General features: G+C 68.5%; 14 protein-coding genes. 6 read left to right on the forward strand and 8 right to left on the reverse strand.

The features are described from left to right. Window positions 1-8 precede the first annotated feature (8 nt). From G9U51_RS13255 to G9U51_RS13265, 3 genes are read right to left on the reverse strand one after another with little or no spacing between them, the layout of a single operon-like run. Window positions 9-443 carry a GtrA family protein gene (locus G9U51_RS13255; RefSeq protein WP_166197408.1) on the reverse strand — a complete coding sequence of 145 codons (435 nt, stop codon included), beginning with the start codon at window positions 441-443 and terminating at the stop codon, window positions 9-11. Next, window positions 440-1,984, reverse strand: coding sequence for a sensor histidine kinase (locus G9U51_RS13260; protein ID WP_328823472.1), 1,545 nt, complete (start codon window positions 1,982-1,984; stop codon window positions 440-442). The genes G9U51_RS13255 and G9U51_RS13260 overlap by 4 nt, the downstream gene beginning before the upstream one ends. Then, complete coding sequence (locus G9U51_RS13265; protein ID WP_166197409.1) at window positions 1,981-2,703, reverse strand: response regulator transcription factor; 723 nt, start codon at window positions 2,701-2,703, stop codon at window positions 1,981-1,983. The genes G9U51_RS13260 and G9U51_RS13265 overlap by 4 nt, the downstream gene beginning before the upstream one ends. A gap of 173 nt (window positions 2,704-2,876) precedes the next feature. Here G9U51_RS13265 and G9U51_RS17900 point away from each other — a divergent pair, with 173 nt between their 5' ends. From G9U51_RS17900 to G9U51_RS13280, 3 genes are all read left to right on the forward strand, one after another. After that, window positions 2,877-4,139 (forward strand): DUF2786 domain-containing protein, encoded by a 1,263-nt coding sequence (locus tag G9U51_RS17900; protein ID WP_166197410.1) that lies wholly within the window; start codon window positions 2,877-2,879, stop codon window positions 4,137-4,139. Between the two features lie 177 nt (window positions 4,140-4,316). Next, the gene (locus G9U51_RS13275) at window positions 4,317-5,753 is read left to right on the forward strand and encodes a sugar porter family MFS transporter (RefSeq protein WP_166197411.1); all 1,437 of its coding nucleotides are present in this window, start codon (window positions 4,317-4,319) and stop codon (window positions 5,751-5,753) included. 24 nt (window positions 5,754-5,777) lie between these two features. Beyond that, complete coding sequence (locus G9U51_RS13280) at window positions 5,778-6,935, forward strand: iron-containing alcohol dehydrogenase (protein WP_166197412.1); 1,158 nt, start codon at window positions 5,778-5,780, stop codon at window positions 6,933-6,935. Here G9U51_RS13280 and G9U51_RS13285 read toward each other — a convergent pair whose 3' ends face one another. Next, on the reverse strand, window positions 6,936-8,663 hold the full coding sequence (locus G9U51_RS13285; protein WP_166197413.1) for a glycerol-3-phosphate dehydrogenase/oxidase: 1,728 nt from the start codon (window positions 8,661-8,663) through the stop codon (window positions 6,936-6,938). Between the two features lie 207 nt (window positions 8,664-8,870). On the opposite strand from G9U51_RS13285, the gene G9U51_RS13290 reads away from it, so the two are divergent. Next, window positions 8,871-9,611: an MIP/aquaporin family protein gene (locus tag G9U51_RS13290; RefSeq protein WP_166197414.1), complete on the forward strand. Its 741-nt coding sequence runs from the start codon at window positions 8,871-8,873 to the stop codon at window positions 9,609-9,611. 82 nt (window positions 9,612-9,693) lie between these two features. Continuing rightward, complete coding sequence (gene glpK, locus G9U51_RS13295; RefSeq protein WP_166197415.1) at window positions 9,694-11,250, forward strand: glycerol kinase GlpK; 1,557 nt, start codon at window positions 9,694-9,696, stop codon at window positions 11,248-11,250. A gap of 73 nt (window positions 11,251-11,323) precedes the next feature. Here glpK and G9U51_RS13300 read toward each other — a convergent pair whose 3' ends face one another. After that, complete coding sequence (locus G9U51_RS13300; RefSeq protein ID WP_166197416.1) at window positions 11,324-12,025, reverse strand: hypothetical protein; 702 nt, start codon at window positions 12,023-12,025, stop codon at window positions 11,324-11,326. After that, window positions 12,022-12,561 carry an RNA polymerase sigma factor gene (locus G9U51_RS13305; protein ID WP_166197417.1) on the reverse strand — a complete coding sequence of 180 codons (540 nt, stop codon included), beginning with the start codon at window positions 12,559-12,561 and terminating at the stop codon, window positions 12,022-12,024. Before G9U51_RS13305 ends, G9U51_RS13300 begins: the two co-directional genes overlap by 4 nt. A gap of 114 nt (window positions 12,562-12,675) precedes the next feature. On the opposite strand from G9U51_RS13305, the gene G9U51_RS13310 reads away from it, so the two are divergent. Then, the gene (locus G9U51_RS13310) at window positions 12,676-14,016 is read left to right on the forward strand and encodes an MFS transporter (protein WP_166197418.1); all 1,341 of its coding nucleotides are present in this window, start codon (window positions 12,676-12,678) and stop codon (window positions 14,014-14,016) included. A gap of 49 nt (window positions 14,017-14,065) precedes the next feature. On the opposite strand, the gene G9U51_RS13315 is transcribed toward G9U51_RS13310, so the two are convergent. Together G9U51_RS13315 and corA are read right to left on the reverse strand one after the other, a co-directional pair. Continuing rightward, on the reverse strand, window positions 14,066-15,895 hold the full coding sequence (locus G9U51_RS13315; RefSeq protein WP_166197419.1) for a phosphoenolpyruvate carboxykinase (GTP): 1,830 nt from the start codon (window positions 15,893-15,895) through the stop codon (window positions 14,066-14,068). A 263-nt stretch (window positions 15,896-16,158) separates the two neighbouring features. Beyond that, window positions 16,159-17,307 (reverse strand): magnesium/cobalt transporter CorA, encoded by a 1,149-nt coding sequence (gene corA, locus G9U51_RS13320; protein WP_166197420.1) that lies wholly within the window; start codon window positions 17,305-17,307, stop codon window positions 16,159-16,161.

Here is a 17,307-nt window from a genome sequence, read left to right on the forward strand (position 1 = left end):
TTCGTCGTTCACTCGAGCTCGGCGGTGAGCTCAGGGGTCGGGGCGAACCACTTGCGCAGCAGCACGAAGCGGATCGCGGTGGCGATCGCGCTGCCGACCGCCATGGTCAGCGTCGCGGCGCCGGTGCCCGCGCTCGGGTGGTAGTGGTCGAGCACCGCGAGCCCCAAAGCCGTTGCGGCCCAAGTGATTCCGAGCAACACCAGGCTGCGCACCTGCACCCCGAAGTGCCCCTCCTGGCCACCGGCGTCGAAGGTGAAATGCCGGTTGGCGGCGGTGTTGAGCACCGTCGAGATGATGAGCGCGAGGGCATTGGCCGGCTGGTTGGACAACCAGGTCTTCAGCACCGCGAAGAGCACCAGGCTGAAGACGGTGCTGCCGACGCCGATGACGGCGAACCTGAACAGTTGACGACCAAGATGTCGTCGTCCCGAGGTGGCGGTCACCCGGTCATCGTCTCAGGTGCTGGTGGACGCACCGGCAGGGTGATGGTGAACCTGGTCAGACCCGGTCGGGACTCCACCTCGACCGTCCCGTGGTGGGCGCTCGTCACCGCCTGCACGATGGACAGCCCGAGGCCGGTCGAGCCCTCGGTGCGGGTGCGGGCCGAGTCGCCGCGGGTGAACCGCTCGAAGATGCGCGGCAGCAGGTCCGGCTGGATGCCAGGACCGTTGTCGGACACCGTGATCCGGGCCCGGTCACCCTCGGTGCGCACGCCCGCAGTGATCGTGGTGCCGGCAGGGGTATGCCGGCGCGCGTTGGCCAGCAGGTTGATCGTCACCTGCCGCAGTCGCGCCTCGTCACCGATGATCTCGACGGCTTCGTCGGGCAGGTCGAGCTTCCACTGGTGATCCGGGCCGGCGGCCTGGGCATCGCTCAGCGTCTCGACCAGCACCCGGGTGACGTCGACCGGGCGAGCATCCAGCGGGCGGCCGGAGTCGAGCCGGGCGAGCAGCAGCAGATCCTCCACCAGTGCGGTCATCCGCTCGGCCTCCGACTCGATCCTCCCCAGCGCATGGGACACCCCGGTCGGCACCGGTTCGCGCTCGCGGCGAGACAACTCGGCATACCCGCGAATCGAGGCGAGCGGAGTGCGCAACTCGTGCGAGGCGTCCGCGACGAACTGCCGCACCTGGGTCTCGCTCGCCTGGCGAGCGCGCAGGGCGCTGTCGATGTGGTCGAGCAGGTCGTTGAGCGCGGCACCCACCTGCCCTACTTCGGTATGCCGGTCGGTGTCCTCGGCGGGCACCCGCTCGTGCATGCGGACTTCACCGCTGGACAGCGGCAGCTGGGAGACCCGCGTCGCGGTCGCGGCGACCCGGCGCAGCGGGCTGGTCGCGCTGCCGACCAGGGCGCCGGTGGCCAGGCCGGCGAGGATGATGCCGCCGATGCTGAGCAGCAGGATCGCCAGCGCGGTGTCCGCGACGGTCTTGGTGACCGGCGCGAGCGGCAGCCCGTAATAGGAGATGACCCGCACATCGCCGTTGTTGAAATGCTCGGTCTGCTGGAAGACCACCACCCGGAAGGTGCCGTCCGCGCCGAGGTCGACGGTGCGTGGAGAGTCGCCGAGGTCGGCCTCCTGCAGGGTGGCGACGGTCGAATTGGACATCGTGTAGGTCTTGCCCAGCTTGGTGATCATCGCCTGGGTCTGGCGCGAGCCGTCCTGGAACACCAGGACGACCGGCTTGCCGCTCGCAGCGTTGATGTCCAGATGCAGCGAGTCGCCGCCACCGCCGATGGTGCGGTCCTGGGGGCCCGGCGCGCCGGATCGGGCCGCGGCGGTCGCCGCGCCGAGTTGGGCGTTGATCTGGCTCATCTGGGTGATGTAAACGCGGTAGAGCGTCAGCCCGCCGATGGCCGCGGTGACGAGGGTGAACAGCAGCAGGATCGAGGTGACCAGCCGGGCCTGGAGGGTCCAGTGCCGGGGATGCAGCGCCGCCAGCCGGCCGACGCCACCGCGGCCCTGGCCGGTGGCGGGTGGGCTCACGTCGCGGGCTTGAGGACGTATCCGGCGCCCCGCATGGTGTGGATCATCGGCTCACGGCCGGCGTCGATCTTCTTGCGCAGATAGGAGATGTAGAGCTCGACCACATTGGCCTGTCCGCCGAAGTCGTAGTTCCACACCCGGTCGAGGATCTGCGCCTTGGACAGCACCCGGCGCGGGTTGCGCATGAGATAGCGCAGCAGCTCGAATTCCGTTGCGGTCAGGGAGATTTCGACACCACCGCGGGTGACCTCGTGGCTGTCCTCGTCGAGGGTCAGGTCGCCGACGACGAGCACCGAGGAAGACTCCTCCACCAACTGCACCGACCGCCGCAGCAATGCCCGCACCCGGGCCACGACCTCCTCGAGACTGAACGGCTTGGTCACATAATCGTCGCCACCGGCGGTCAGCCCCGCCACGCGGTCCTCGACGGCATCGCGGGCGGTCAGGAAGAGCACCGGCAGGCTCGGGTCGCCGCTGCGGATGCGGCGCAGCACCTCCATGCCGTCGAAGTCCGGCAGCATCATGTCCAGCACCACCGCGTCGGGCTTGAACTCCTTGGCGGCCCGCACCGCAGCGTGCCCCGACGCGGCCGTCTGGATGTCCCAGCCCTCGTAGCGCAGCGCCATACTCAACAACTCGGTGAGGTTGGCCTCGTCGTCGACGACGAGGACACGGACGGGCGAGCCGTCGACACGGGTGAGGGCAGGCGTGGCGGTCATGCCCCCAGTCTGGTTGGCACAGTTGGGCCAAAGCTAGGCCGTTTCTGTGGAGATCCTGTGGAGTATGCCGGAGCGTGTGCCGCCGCGGACGTTGTCCACAGGGCGCCCAGCGCCATCGCGGGGTGATGCCGCACGCTGGTCGGGTCATCCCGTCCACGCCCGAGAGGTCCCCCGTGAGCAGCAATCGTCACAGTCGCCACCGGCTGCAGGACCTGACCAGCACCGCCGTGTGGGGCGCCGTGCAGGCGTTGGCCGCCGCCCGCAGCGACGCCTGCGATGACGCGGTCGCCCTGATCGTCTCGCTCGGCGACGACGCGGGCGCCCGGCGGATCGTGCACGCCACCATCCGCGGGACGATCCGCGAGCGGGTCACCCAGGCGTGGACCTCCGGCTGGCAGCCCGCAGATCTGCACCGTTATGCGCGGCGCACGCTCGGCACGCTCGAGCAGTCGCTGGTGGCCGATGCGATCGCCGACGAACTGCGGGCCTACGCACCGGTCACCGTCGACCCCACCTGGGCCGGCCAGCTCGACGAGATCGGGGCGACAGTCTGGTGGTCACCGGACCAGACTTTCCTCGACGCTCGAGCCGCGCGGGTGACGGCGTGGGAGCTCACCACCGCGGCGATGCAGGTGGTGCACCTGCTCTCCCGGCTGCCCGCCCTCGAAGCGATCGGCCCGCTCCCGGGCACGGCGCGCCCGCGAGCCCAGGCCGCCGTCGAGGTCGACCAGCGCATCCTGGCGCGGGTGCGGGCGCTGCTCGCCAAGGCCGAGTCCACCACCTATCCGGCCGAGGCGGAGACCTTCACCGCCGGCGCGCAGTCGCTGATGGCCCGGCACAGCATCGACGCGGCGCTGCTCGCGGCGACGCACCCGGAGCGGGCCGACGCACCGATCGCCCGCCGCATCGGCATCGACAACCCCTACGAGACCGAGAAGGTCATGCTGCTCGGTGCGGTCGCTGACGCGAACCGATGCCGCACCGTCTGGGCCAAGGCCCTCGGGTTCAGCACGGTGGTCGGGCACGCCGGAGACGTCGGCGCGACCGAGACGCTGTTCACCTCGCTGCTCGTGCAGGCCACCCAGGCGATGACGCGAGAGGGCAGCCGCACCGACCGGGTGGGTCGCTCGCGCACGCGCACCTTCCGCCGGTCCTTCCTGCAGGCGTATGCCGCCCGCATCGGTGAGCGGCTTACCGAAGCGGCTGAGGCCGAGGCCGAAACCATTGCGGGGCAACGAGACTCGGCTGGACGACGCGAGCTGGTGCGGGTCCTGGATGCGCGATCGGCAGCCGTGGACGAGCGGCTCGAGGAGCTCTTCCCCCAGACCGTGTCGCAGCGGCTGCGCACCAGCTACGACGCCGAAGGGTGGGCATCTGGGCACCGGGCAGCCGACCGGGCCCGGCTGGGCGGTGACGCCATCGAGGGCGGCGAGTGACTCCCCGACCCGGCATACGGGCACATCTCGCAAAACGAGAGGGAGCAATGCGCGCCGCGTCCAGCTGACAGGTCTACGGTCGGATGCACTGTGCAGGACCCAGGCCCGGGCGCCGCGTCGACCACGAGGTGCGTGAGCCCGCCCTGGCAACGAATTTCGGCTGGTGAGGGAGTGATGATGAGCGAGCATGGCGCGGTCGCCGACGAACCGTCCATCTACGACGAGGGCAGCACGGCACATGTCCCGCTGCGCATCGCGGCGGTCGCCGCCCTCGGCGGACTGTTGTTCGGCTACGACTCCTCGGTCATCAACGGCGCGAACGACTCGATCGCCAAGCGGTTCCACGTCGACTCAGTCAGCCTGGGGTTCGCGGTGGCCTCCGCCCTGCTCGGCGCTGCGGTGGGTGCGATGCTGGCCGGCCGCATCGCCGACCGGTTCGGCCGCCTGACGACGATGAAGGTCGCGGCGGTGCTCTTCCTGATCAGCGCGATCGTCACCGGCTTCGCCCCGGCGTTGTGGGTGGTCGTGCTCGGCCGCATCCTCGGCGGACTCGGGGTGGGCCTCGCCTCGGTGATCGCCCCGGCCTATATCGCCGAGATCTCACCGGCGCACGTGCGCGGCCGGCTCGGCTCGCTGCAGCAGCTCGCGATCGTGACCGGCATCTTCCTGGCCTTCTTGGTCAACTACACCCTGCAGAAGATCGCCGGCTCGGCCGACGCGGTGTTGTGGCTGGGGCAGCCGGCCTGGCGGTGGATGTTCTTGATGATGGCGATCCCGGCCGTGGTCTACGGCGTGCTCGCCTTCACGATCCCCGAGTCGCCGCGCTTCCTGATCAGCCAGGGCCGCATCGACCAGGCCCGCCGGGTGCTCGGCGGTCTGCTCGGCACCCGCGGCCTGGACGTCAAGATCGTGCAGATCCGGCAGACCCTCAAGTCGGAGCGCAAGCCCTCGATCCGCGACCTCAAGGGTCCGGCCTTCGGCCTCGCCCCGATCGTCTGGGTCGGCATCCTGCTGTCGGTGTTCCAGCAGTTCGTCGGCATCAACGTGATCTTCTACTACTCCAACATCCTGTGGCAGGCGGTCGGCTTCGACCAGTCGCAGGCCTTCTTGATCTCGCTGATCAGCTCGATCATCAACGTGCTCACCACGCTCATCGCGATCGCGACCATCGACAAATTCGGCCGCAAGCCGCTGCTGCTGGTCGGATCCGCGGGCATGACCATTTCGCTCGCGGTGATGGCCTTCGTCTTCGCCACCGCCCCGGTCGTGAACGGCACCCCGCACCTCAACAGCTGGCAGGGCCCGGTCGCCCTCATCGCCGCGAACCTCTTCGTCATCGCCTTCGGTATGTCGTGGGGCCCGGTCGTGTGGGTGCTGCTCGGCGAGACCTTCCCCAACCGCATCCGCGCCTCCGCCCTGTCGGTGGCCGCGGCCGCCCAGTGGGTCGCCAACTGGATCATCACCGAGACCTTCCCGAGCCTGCGCGACCTGTCGCTCGGTCTCGCCTACGGGCTGTATGCCGGGTTCGCGCTCCTCTCGTTCGTTTTCGTGAAGCGCTGGGTTCGCGAGACCAACGGTGTCGAGCTCGAGGACATGCACCACACCGTCGACTGACCGCTCCGCCGCAGGAGGTACCGCATGACCGCACAGATCGCTCTGCCCCGCTTCGCCCGGATCGGCGCCGGCGCCGTCAACGACATCGGGGAGGTCGTCGCACAGCTGGGCGTGCGGCGGCCCCTGCTGGTGACTGACGCCTATCTGGTCTCGACCGGCGCCGCCGAGCGCATCCTGCAGGTGCTGCGCGACGCCGGCGTCGAGCCGAGCTTGTTCGACGGGACGGTGCCCGATCCCACCACCGACTCGCTGAAGGCTGGCGTCGAGGCGGTGCAGGCGCACCGGGCCGATGCGGTGATCGGCTTCGGTGGGGGCAGCCCGATGGACACCGCCAAGGCCCTCGCGGTGCTCGGCACCCAGGGCGGGCAGATGCGCGATTACAAGGCGCCGCAGACCTATTCGGGGCCGGCGCTGCCGATCATCGCCATACCGACCACCGCGGGCAGCGGGTCGGAGGTCACCCAGTTCACCGTCATCAGCGACAGTGACAACGACGAGAAGATGCTGTGTCCGGGCCTGTCGTTCTTGCCGATCGCGTCGATCATCGACGTCGAGCTGACCTTGTCGATGCCGCCCCGGCTGACCGCCGACACCGGCATCGACGCCCTCACCCATGCCATCGAGGCCTACGTGAGCCGCAAGGCCAACGCCTTCTCCGACGGGCTGGCGCTCGCCGCGATCACCGCGATCGGACGCAGCCTGCGCACCGCCTATCACGACGGCGCCGACCGGGCCGCGCGGGAAACCATGATGGTGGCGGCCACCCAGGCCGGCATGGCCTTCTCCAACTCCAGCGTTGCCCTCGTCCACGGCATGAGCCGCCCGATCGGCGCGCACTTCCACGTCGCCCACGGCCTGTCCAATGCGATGCTCTTCCCGGCGGTCACCGCCTACAGCATCGACGGCGCCCCTGAGCGGTATGCCGCGGCTGCCGCCGCGCTCGGCGTCAGCGCGGACACGACCACCGCCCAGGCCCAGGGCCTGGTGGACTATCTGCGCGCGCTGCGCGAGGAGCTCGACGTGCCCACGCCGCAGACCTACGGCATCGACCGAGCGCGGTGGGACGAGCTCGTGCCACTGATGGCACAGCAGGCGCTCGCGTCCGGGTCGCCGGACAACAACCCGGTCGTGCCGTCCGCGGCGGATATCGAGCAGATCTACGCCGAGATCTACGCCCGCTGATCAGCGGGTGGCGACCACCTGCCGCAGACCCGGCCGGGTCTCCGGTGCCTTCCGCCGGGCGGCGTCACTCTCTTCGTCGGTCTCCAACTCCTGCGACGCGCGCTCGGCGCGCACGCGCTCGACATAGGCATCGATCTCGCGCTGCTTGGTCGCCTCATCCCAGCCGAGCACGGCAGCCATGATGTCGGCGGTTTCCTGCACGGCGTCGACCCCACGGTGCTTGGTCTCGATCGACATGCGGGTGCGTCGGGTGAGCACGTCGGCGATGTGCAGGGCGCCCTCGTGGGTGACGGCATACTTCAGCTCGGCCCGCAGATACTTCTCGGCCGATTTCACCGGCTCGAGCAGGCTCGGGTCCTCGCTCGCCAGCGCCAGCACCTCGTGCAGCTTGGAGCCATAGCGGCCGAGCAGGTGCTCGATCCGCCACTCCGGCAGCCCGCTCTCGGCGGCGAGCTCGTGCTTGAGGTTGAGCATGGCCTGATAACCGTCGGCGCCGATCAGCGGCGTGCGGTCGGTGACCGACTCGCGGATGTCGCCGAGGTCCTTGGCCGCGGCGTTGACCGCGTCCTGCGCCATCACTCGGTAGGTCGTGTACTTCCCGCCGGCGATCGACACCAGCCCCGGTTGCGGGCGCGCCACGGCGTGCTCGCGCGACAGCTGGGAGGTTTGCTCGGACTCCCCGGCGAGCAGCGGGCGCAGCCCGGCATACACCCCGAGGATGTCGTCCTTGGTGATCGGGCTGGCGAGCACGGTGTTGACGTGATCGAGGATGTACTGGATGTCGCTCGCGGTGGCCGACGGGTGGGCCAGGTCGAGATTCCAGTCGGTGTCGGTCGTGCCGATCAGCCACTGCTGGCCCCACGGGATGACGAAGAGGACGGACTTCTCGGTGCGCAGGATCAGCCCGACCTCACCGGCGATCCGGTCGCGGGGCACCAGGATGTGCACGCCCTTGGACGCGCGCACCCGGAAGCGGCCGCGGCCGCCGGTCATCCGCTGCAGGTCGTCGGTCCACACGCCCGTCGCGTTGATCACGACGCGGGCGCGGACCTTCTGGCGCTCGCCGGTCTCGACATCGCGCACGACGACGCCGACCACCCGGTCGGCCTCGGTGATCATCTCGACGACCTCGGTCGAACTGCGCACGACCGCGCCGTAGTGGGCGGCGGTCCGCGCGACCGTCATCGTATGGCGGGCGTCGTCGGCCTGCGCGTCGTAATAGCGCACGGCGCCGACCAGGGCGTCGGCCTTGAGGCCGGGGAACATCTTCAGCGCACCGCCACGGGTGAGGTGCTTTTGCCGCGGCACCGACCGGGCGCCGCCCATCTGGTCGTACATCGACAGCCCGGTGGCGACATACGGCCGCTCCCAACCGCGGTGCGAGAGGGGATAGAGGAAGGCGACCGGGTGCACCAGGTGCGGGGCGATGGTCGTCAGCATAAGTTCGCGCTCGTGCAGCGCCTCGGCGACCAGGCTGAAGTTCATCTGTTCCAGATAGCGCAGCCCGCCGTGGAAGAGTTTGCTGCTGCGCGAGGAGGTGCCGCTGGCGAAGTCGCGCGCCTCGACCAGGCCGGTGCGCAGCCCGCGGGTCGCGGCGTCCAGCGCGGCGCCCGCTCCGGTGACGCCGCCGCCGATCACGAGCACGTCGAACTCGCGCTCGCCGAGCTCCGTCCACGCCTGCGCGTGCTCTTTCGGGCCGAGCGTGGAACTGAACGGTTGCATCACCATGGCGGGCAGTCCTTTCCGGCGGGGTTCCTTGGCCAGCCTAGTTGGCGCATCCCCCAGGTCTCCATCTACTACATTTGTAGAAATTTTACCCCGCGTTGAAGTTACCTTCGAGTAGCGGTGTTGGCGGCAATGCGGACTTTGATAGAACATGCGCATGTCACGACGGGGTGATCGGCACCTCGCATCGCTCCTGGGAGGGAACCCTCGATGAGTCTCGGATCAGTATTTGTGAGCGAGGTGCTCGGGACGATGCTCCTGCTGCTCCTCGGTTGCGGCGTGGTGGCCAATGTGGCGCTGCCGCGCAACAACGGCACCGATGGTGGGTTCCTGCTGGTGAACTTCGGCTGGGGGATCGCGGTCTTCGCCGGCGTGTTCGCGGCCTACAAGTCGGGCGCGCACCTCAACCCGGCAGTGACCATCGGCCTGCTGACCTCGAACCTGATGGACGGCAGCGTGACTTACGCCAAGGGCGTCGATGTCACCGTCACCTCGACGCTCGTCTACCTCGCCGCGGAGATGGTCGGCGCCTTCCTCGGTGCCGTGCTGTGCTGGGCCGCCTACAAGAAGCAGTTCGACGAGCGCGGCGAGGCCGGCTCGCTCGGCGTCTTCTCGACCGGCCCGCAGATCAAGTCGACGGCGTGGAACCTCGTCACCGAGATCATCGGCACCTTCGTGCTGGTCTTCGTCATCCTGGCCTTTGCCAAGACCCCGTCCGGGCTCGGCCCGTTGGCCGTCGCCCTGCTGGTCGTCGGCATCGGCGCGAGCCTCGGTGGCCCGACCGGATATGCCATCAACCCGGCCCGCGACCTCGGTCCACGCATCGCGCACGCCGTCCTGCCGATCCCGCACAAGGACGACAGCAACTGGGGGTACGCCTGGGTGCCGGTTGTCGGCCCGCTCGTCGGCGGCGTCATCGCCGCGGTCGTCGCGAACCTGTACATCAGTTGACCGTATGCCGGCCCGCCTCGCCTGAGGCGGGCCGGTTCCGTTCCCGACCAGCCCACCACCCGCCATACGAGATGAGAAGGCAATGAGCAGCCAGCAGTACATCGCAGCGATCGACCAGGGCACCACGAGCACGCGGTGCATGATTTTCGACCACGACGGCAAGGTGAAGGCCGTCGCCCAGATGGAGCACGAGCAGATCTTCCCCAAGGCGGGCTGGGTCGAGCACAACCCCGCCGAGGTCTGGGAGAACACTCGCAAGGTCTGCGCCGAGGCGCTGGCCAAGGCCGACCTGTCCGCCTCCGATATCGCCGCCGTCGGCATCACCAACCAGCGCGAGACCGCGGTGGTGTGGGACAAGACCACCGGGGAGGCGGTCTACAACGCGATTGTCTGGCAGGACACCCGCACCGACAAGATCGTCGACGAGCTGGGGGGCAAGGACGGCGCGGAGAAGTACAAGGACAAGGTCGGCCTGCCGCTCGCCACCTATTTCTCCGGCCCCAAGGTCAAGTGGATCCTTGAGAATGTCGACGGCGCCAAGGAGAAGGCCGAGAAGGGCGACCTGCTCTTCGGCAATATGGACACCTGGGTGCTGTGGAATATGACCGGTGGCAAGGACGGGGGCGTGCACGTCACCGATGTCACCAACGCCTCGCGCACCATGCTGATGGACCTGGACTCGTTGCAGTGGGACGAGTCGATCGCCAAGGACATGGGCATCCCGATGTCGATGCTCCCGGAGATCAAGTCCTCCTCCGAGGTCTACGGCAAGGTCCGCGAGCGCGGCGTGCTGGCCGGTGTGCCGGTCGCCGGCATCCTCGGTGACCAGCAGGCGGCCACCTTCGGCCAGGTGTGCTTCGAGCCGGGCACCGCCAAGAACACCTATGGCACCGGCAACTTCATGCTGCTCAACACCGGCGAGGAGAAGGTGATGAGCAAGAACGGCCTGCTCACCACCGTCTGTTACAAGATCGGTGACAACAAGCCGATCTATGCGCTCGAGGGGTCGATCGCGGTCACCGGCTCGCTGGTGCAGTGGCTGCGGGACAACCTCAACCTGATCAAGGCCGCGCCGGAGGTCGAGGACCTCGCCAAGGGCGTCGAGGACAACGGCGATGTCTACATCGTCCCGGCGTTCTCGGGTCTGTTCGCTCCGCACTGGCGCTCGGACGCCCGCGGCGCGATCGTCGGTCTGACCCGGTTCGCCAACAAGGGTCACATCGCTCGCGCGGCGCTGGAGGCGACCGCATTCCAGAGCCGCGAGGTGATGGACGCGATGAACGCCGACTCCGGGGTCGACCTCACCGAGCTGAAGGTCGACGGCGGCATGGTCGTCAACGACACGCTGATGCAGTTCCAGGCCGACATCCTCGGCGTGCCGGTGATCCGCCCGGTCATCAACGAGACGACCGCTCTCGGTGCGGCGTATGCCGCGGGCCTCGCGGTCGGCTTCTGGAAGGACGAGGACGAGCTGCGCAAGCAGTGGGCCGAGGACAAGCGGTGGGAGCCGCAGATGGACGAGGCCGAGCGCAAGCGGCTCTACGGCAAGTGGAACAAGGCCGTCCAGCGCACGCTCGACTGGGCCAAGGAGGACGAGTCGCCCGAGGACGCGGTGTCCGAGGCGGACGCCAAGCAGTAGGACCTGCTACACCCGGCTGATAGCGACCGGCGCCCCGGCAGCTGCGGCTGCCGGGGCGCCGCCGTCGAGGCGGTCAGCGCGCGTTGACCGTGCCATTCCAGACCACCTCATAGGGCGTGGGTTCGCTGCCGCAGACGCGGGCGACGATGCGCAGCACGTGCGTGCCGGGGTCCTCGATGGTCACCGGGGGCTGCTTCAGCGTGACCTTGAGGCCCTGCTTGGTGGACTGAGTCATGCACCGCTGGATGTTGTTCGGCGTCATCATCCCGCTCGTGTCCGGGTCGACCATGACCTGCACGAACTGCACCTTCTGTCCCTGTGGGTCATCGAGCGTCACGGTGACCGTGAGCTGTTTGCCGGTCATCGCGAACTGCGGGGTCATCGTCGCCTTGGCGAGCGGGCCCTTGCCGGTCGCCGACTCCGGCCCGGTGACCGACAACTTGCCGACGGTGGTGGGCGAGGGGCTGGAGGGCTGCACCTTCATCGAGGCCCAGTCCGGGGTGTTGCCGCCGCCGGCCGTGGAGCTCGGCGAGCCGAGTGCGGCATTGCCGACCGGTCCACCGCCGCTCAGGGCCACCGCGGTGCCGGCGATGCCCGCGGCGGCGACCGCGGCCACGCCGGCGGCGAGCGCGCGGCGCCGGCCGGACTGCGGGCGCCGCTGCAGCGCGAAAAGGGTGTCACGCTGCTTGCGCTGATCGAGGGAGTTCGGGGTCACCTCATCGGCCTGGGCGGCGAACGCCGACCGCAACCGCTGCTCGAGGTCTTCGTGCGTCATACCTGCTCCTCCAGGACACGGGCGAGCGCGTCGAGAGCGCGGCTCGCTTGAGATTTCACGGTGCCGGGGCGGATGCCGAGCGCATCGGCGATCTGCGCCTCGGTGAGCTCGGACCAATAGCGCAGGACCAGCACCTCGCGCTGCCGTGGCGGCAGCGCGCGGACCGCCTGCAGCACCTGGCTGTGCTCCTCGGCGAGCAGCACGGGCGCGTCCGCAGGCGGACCGAGGTCGGGCTCGGCGACCTTGAGGTGGGCTCGGACCGTGCGGCGATGGCGCAGCGCGGAGCGGGCGTTGTTAATGACCGACCGGCGCAGATAACCCAGGGCCGCCTGCGGGTCACGCAGACCCCCGGCATTGCGGTGCAGACCGAGGAAGGCGTCCTGCACCACATCCTCGGCGCTTGCCAGGTCGTCGACGAGCAACCGCGCCAGCCGGACCATCGGCAGCTGGTGCTCGCGGTAGAGCTCGGCCAGATCAACCTGGGACGACACGGTGGTGTCCGCCCTCCTTCCGTGCCGCAGGGTGTGCGTGCTCATGCTGTCAGGACGTATGCCGGCCCGAAAGGTTGCCCGACCGAGGCAGGAGTTTTTCGCGCCCTCGGTCGGCGAGGCCTCGCCCCGACCGGCGGCCGGGTCCTAGATTGACCAGCTATGAGTGCCGTCACCTACGACCGACCGGAGCTGTCCGCGACCTCCACCCGCCGGGCTGTCCTCAACACCTTGAAGGGCTCGTCCGGCAACCTGGTCGAGTGGTACGACGTTTACGTCTACACGGTGTTCGCCACCTACTTCGAACCGACCTTCTTCGGTGGCGACGAACCCAACGCGACCGTCTACACGATGGCGATCTTCGCGGTCACCTTCGTGATGCGGCCGGTGGGTTCGTGGTTCTTCGGGCGGTATGCCGACCGCCGCGGCCGCCGCCCCGCCCTCGTGTTCAGTGTGTCGCTGATGGCGCTCGCGTCCACGGTCATCGCGCTGACCCCGACGCACGACGCCATCGGCGGCCTCGCCATCGTGCTGCTGGTGTTGTGCCGATTGGTGCAGGGCTTCGCCACCGGCGGTGAATACGGCACATCGGCGACCTACATGTCCGAGGCCGCCACCCGAGAGCGGCGCGGCTTCTTCTCCTCCTTCCAATACGTCACGCTGGTCGGCGGCCACGCGCTCGCCCAGCTGACCCTGCTGATCCTGCAGGTGTTCCTCGACGACCAGCAGATGAGCTCCTTCGGCTGGCGGATCGCGTTCGCCCTCGGCGGCCTCGCGGCGGTGACGGTGTTCTGGTTGCGCTCGACGATGGATGAGTCACTGTCGAAGGAAGCGCTGGAGAGCGTCGACCGTCAATCGGGTTCGCTGCGGACGTTGCTCACCACCTATCCCAAGGCGCTGCTCATCTGCTTCCTGGTCACCATGGGTGGCACGATCGCGTTCTACGTCTACAGCGTGAACGGCCCGGCGACGGTCAAGGCGGCCTACAAGGGGCAAGGCCTCACCTCCAGTTGGGTCAACCTGTCGGCGCTCATCCTGCTGATGGCGCTGCAACCGATCGGCGGGCTGATCAGCGACAAGATCGGCCGCAAGCCGCTGTTGATCTACTTCGGTGTCTGCGCTCTGGTCTGGACCTACGTCGTGGTGACCTATCTGCCGAAGATCCACACGCCGATGGCGTCCTTCGGGATGCTCGCGATCAGCTACGTGATCCTCACCGGCTACACCTCGATCAACGCGATCGTGAAGGCCGAGCTGTTCCCTGCGCGGGTGCGCGCGCTCGGTGTCGGCGTCGGCTACGCGCTCGCCAACTCGGCCTTCGGCGGCACCGCACCGGTGATCTACGAGGCGGCCAAGAAGGGCGGTCATGTCACGGGTTTCATCGGCTATGTCACGGCCTGTGTCGCGGCGTCGCTGCTGGTCTACATCTTCGTGCTGAAGAACAAACGCGAGACGATCCTGGACCGCGAGCAGGGGCGCGCCTACGCCACCTCGGCCGGCTGACAGCGGCGCCCCGGGTCCGTGTTGGTCCCGGGGCGCCGCTTCGGTGGGGTCAGAGACCGAGGCGCGACTTGAGGGTGTCGAGTTCGATCTGCAGCTGGGTCGGCAGCTGGTCGCCGAATTTGGCGAACCACTCCTCGATCTGCGGGATCTCGGCCTTCCACTCCTCGGGGTCGACCTTGAGCGCGGCCTGGACCTGCTCGGGCGTCATGTCCAGCCCCTCGATGTCGAGCGACTCCGGGGTCGGCACGTGGCCGATCGGGGTCTCGACCGCGGCGGCCTTGCCCTCGAGGCGCTCGATGACCCACTTGAGCACCCGGCTGTTCTCGCCGAAGCCCGGCCACAGGAAGTCACCCTCGTCGTCCCGGCGGAACCAGTTGACATAGAAGATGCGCGGCAGCTTGGTCGCGTCGGCGTCCTTGCCGATGTTGATCCAGTGCTGGAAGTAGTCACCGGCGTTGTAACCGATGAACGGCAGCATCGCCATCGGGTCGCGGCGCACCACGCCGACCTGACCGGTCGCGGCTGCGGTCGTCTCGGAGGAGAGCGTCGCGCCCATGAAGGTGCCATGGGTCCAGTCGCGCGATTCGGTCACCAGCGGCACCGTCGTCTTGCGGCGGCCACCGAACAGGATCGCCGAGATCGGCACGCCCGCCGGGTCGGCATACTCCTCGGCGAGGATGTCGCACTGCTCGATCGGGGTGCAGTAGCGGCTGTTCGGGTGCGACGAGAGCTCCTCGGAGTCCGGCGTCCAGTCCTCGCCCTTCCACGAGGTGGCGTGCGCCGGCGGGTTCTCCAGGCCCTCCCACCACACGTCGCCGTCGTCGGTGAGCGCCACATTGGTGAAGACCGAGTTGCCCTTGTTGATGGTCTTCATCGCGTTGGGGTTGGTGTGCTCGTTGGTGCCCGGGGCCACCCCGAAGAAGCCGAACTCGGGGTTGACGGCATACAGCCGGCCGTCCTTGCCGAAGCGCATCCAGGCGATGTCGTCGCCGAGCGTCTCGACCTTCCAGCCGGGGATGGTCGGCTCGAGCATCGCCAGGTTGGTCTTGCCGCAGGCGCTGGGGAAGGCAGCGGCGACGTAGTAGACCTGCTGCTCGGGCGAGATGAGCTTGAGGATCAGCATGTGCTCGGCCAGCCAGCCCTCGTCGCGGGCCATCACCGAGGCGATCCGCAGGCTGTAGCACTTCTTGCCGAGCAGCGCGTTGCCGCCGTAGCCGGAGCCGTAGCTCCAGATCGTGCGCTCCTCGGGGAACTGCACGATGTACTTCTCCTCATTGCACGGCCAGGCGACATCCTGCTCGCCGTCGCCCAGCGGGGCGCCGAGCGAGTGCAGGGCGGGCACGTAGTTGGCGGCGTCGCCGAGTTCCTCGATCCGGTCGAGCACCTTGCGGCCGGTGCGCGCCATGACCCGCATCGAGACCACGACATACTCGCTGTCGGTGATCTCGACGCCGAACATCGGCTTCTCGGCCTCGAGGTGTCCCATCACGAACGGGATGACGTACATCGTGCGGCCCTTCATGCAGCCGGCATACAGCCCGCGCATGAGGTCCTTCATCTTCTCCGGGTCCATCCAGTTGTTGGTGGGGCCGGAGTCCTTCTCCTCGCGGCTGCAGATGAAGGTGCGGTCCTCGACCCGCGCGACATCCTGCGGGGAGGAGGCGGCATAGAAGCTGTTGGGCTTCTTGGCCTCGTCCAACCGGGTGAAGGTGCCCGCCTCGACGAGCTTGTCGGTGAGTTCCTTCCATTCCTCGTCCGACCCCGTCACCCAGTGGATCCGGTCCGGCGTCGTCATCGCCGCGACCTCGGCGACCCAGGCGGCCAGTCCCTCGTGGGTGGTGCCGGCCTCGGCCGGGGCAACAGTGGTGTCAGTGGTCATGGATGCGGACCTCGCTGCAGATGGCTCGTGTCCCACCGGGGCGGCTCGCGCTCGGCCGGTGGTCCCGCCCGGGCGACGGGCGACCCATCGAACGTACGCCGGGGTGTCGGCAGGCTACGAACCGAGCGGCGGGAGCGGATTGTGACCTGGATCACATCCATGGCGAGGGGTTGTCGGGTTGGCAGATCGTTTGACGTCAAGACAACGTGGACCACGCGAATCGCACATTAGCGAACATTCGCGCGCGCTGGATGTCGTGGGATTTAGAGCCAGTTCTTGCGGCGGAAGACGATGTACATCGTGGTCGAGACGGTGAACATCAGCAGCAGCGCGAACCCATAGCCGTAGCGCCAGGCGAGCTCCGGCATACGCTCGAAGTTCATGCCGTAGATGCCGGCGATGACGGTCGGGGTGAACAAGATGGCCGCCCAGGAGGACGCCTTCTTGACCTGCTCGCCCTGCACGTGGGCGAGCTCGGCCATCCGCTTCATCTCCTCGTTCTGGGTCTGCGCGACCAAGGTCGCGTTGAGGGTGAGTATGTCGGTCAGCGCCTGCCGGAAGCCGTCCACGCGCTCGACGACGCTCTCAGCGTGGTCGGCCACATCGCGCAGGTTGTTCTGCAACTCCTCGGCCGTGCCGTATTTCTCGAAGCCGTGGGTGAGCGAGTCGATGATGACCTTCACCGGACGGGTGGCGCGCTGCAGCTCCATCACCTCGCGCGACAGCTCGTAGATGCGCCGGGACACCTGCGGGTCGGACTCGAAGACCTGGGTCTCGATCTCGTCGATGTCGTTCTCCAGACCAGCGACCACCGGCGCGTAACCATCGACGATGTGGTCGAGCACGCCATACAGGACGGCCTCCGGCCCGAGGGCGAGCAGATCGGGGTCGGCCTCCAGCCGCTGGCGCACGGGGCGCAGCTCGGGCTGGTCGCTGTGCCGCACGGTGACCACGAAGTCGGGGCCGACGAACAGGTGGATCTCGCCGAAGTTGACCGTCTCGGTCGCATCGTCGTAGGCCGCGGCGCGCAGCACGACGAACAGGGTGTTGCCATAGCGCTCGATCTTGGGTCGCTGGTGGGCGACGATCGCGTCCTCGACCGCCAGCGGGTGCAGGTCGAAGGTGTGCGCCATCTCCTGGATCTGCCGGGCGTTGGGATGCGCCATCCCGATCCAGGCCATCGTGCGGGTGTCGTGGACCTTCTCGTCGGTGAGCCGGCGGATCGCCTCGCGGATGGTGTGCGGGTTCTCCAGCTTGCGGCCGTCGCGATAGATCGCGCGCTCGACGACGGTGGCCTCGGCAGGACGTTCGGGCTCCTCGCGCGAGGGTTGCAGGGCGTGCTCGGGTGCCGAGGGTGCGCGCGGTGACAGCACCCACGTGGGGTTGATTCCTCGACCTCTCCAGCTCGGCAT

It is taken from the genome of Metallococcus carri, from assembly GCF_011440275.1.
GTDB lineage: Bacteria > Actinomycetota > Actinomycetes > Actinomycetales > Dermatophilaceae > Metallococcus > Metallococcus carri.

What these genes read in the sequence shown, in the direction of transcription:
- G9U51_RS13265 (WP_166197409.1), bottom strand. Translation starts at nt 2,703, where the DNA reads ATGACCGCCACGCCTGCCCTCACCCGTGTCGACGGCTCGCCCGTCCGT.
- G9U51_RS13275 (WP_166197411.1), top strand. Translation starts at nt 4,317, where the DNA reads ATGAGCGAGCATGGCGCGGTCGCCGACGAACCGTCCATCTACGACGAG.
- G9U51_RS13280 (WP_166197412.1), top strand. Translation starts at nt 5,778, where the DNA reads ATGACCGCACAGATCGCTCTGCCCCGCTTCGCCCGGATCGGCGCCGGC.
- G9U51_RS13285 (WP_166197413.1), bottom strand. Translation starts at nt 8,663, where the DNA reads ATGGTGATGCAACCGTTCAGTTCCACGCTCGGCCCGAAAGAGCACGCG.
- G9U51_RS13290 (WP_166197414.1), top strand. Translation starts at nt 8,871, where the DNA reads ATGAGTCTCGGATCAGTATTTGTGAGCGAGGTGCTCGGGACGATGCTC.
- glpK (WP_166197415.1), top strand. Translation starts at nt 9,694, where the DNA reads ATGAGCAGCCAGCAGTACATCGCAGCGATCGACCAGGGCACCACGAGC.
- G9U51_RS13300 (WP_166197416.1), bottom strand. Translation starts at nt 12,025, where the DNA reads ATGACGCACGAAGACCTCGAGCAGCGGTTGCGGTCGGCGTTCGCCGCC.
- G9U51_RS13305 (WP_166197417.1), bottom strand. Translation starts at nt 12,561, where the DNA reads ATGAGCACGCACACCCTGCGGCACGGAAGGAGGGCGGACACCACCGTG.
- G9U51_RS13310 (WP_166197418.1), top strand. Translation starts at nt 12,676, where the DNA reads ATGAGTGCCGTCACCTACGACCGACCGGAGCTGTCCGCGACCTCCACC.
- G9U51_RS13315 (WP_166197419.1), bottom strand. Translation starts at nt 15,895, where the DNA reads ATGACCACTGACACCACTGTTGCCCCGGCCGAGGCCGGCACCACCCAC.
- corA (WP_166197420.1), bottom strand. Translation starts at nt 17,307, where the DNA reads ATGCCGAGCTGGAGAGGTCGAGGAATCAACCCCACGTGGGTGCTGTCA.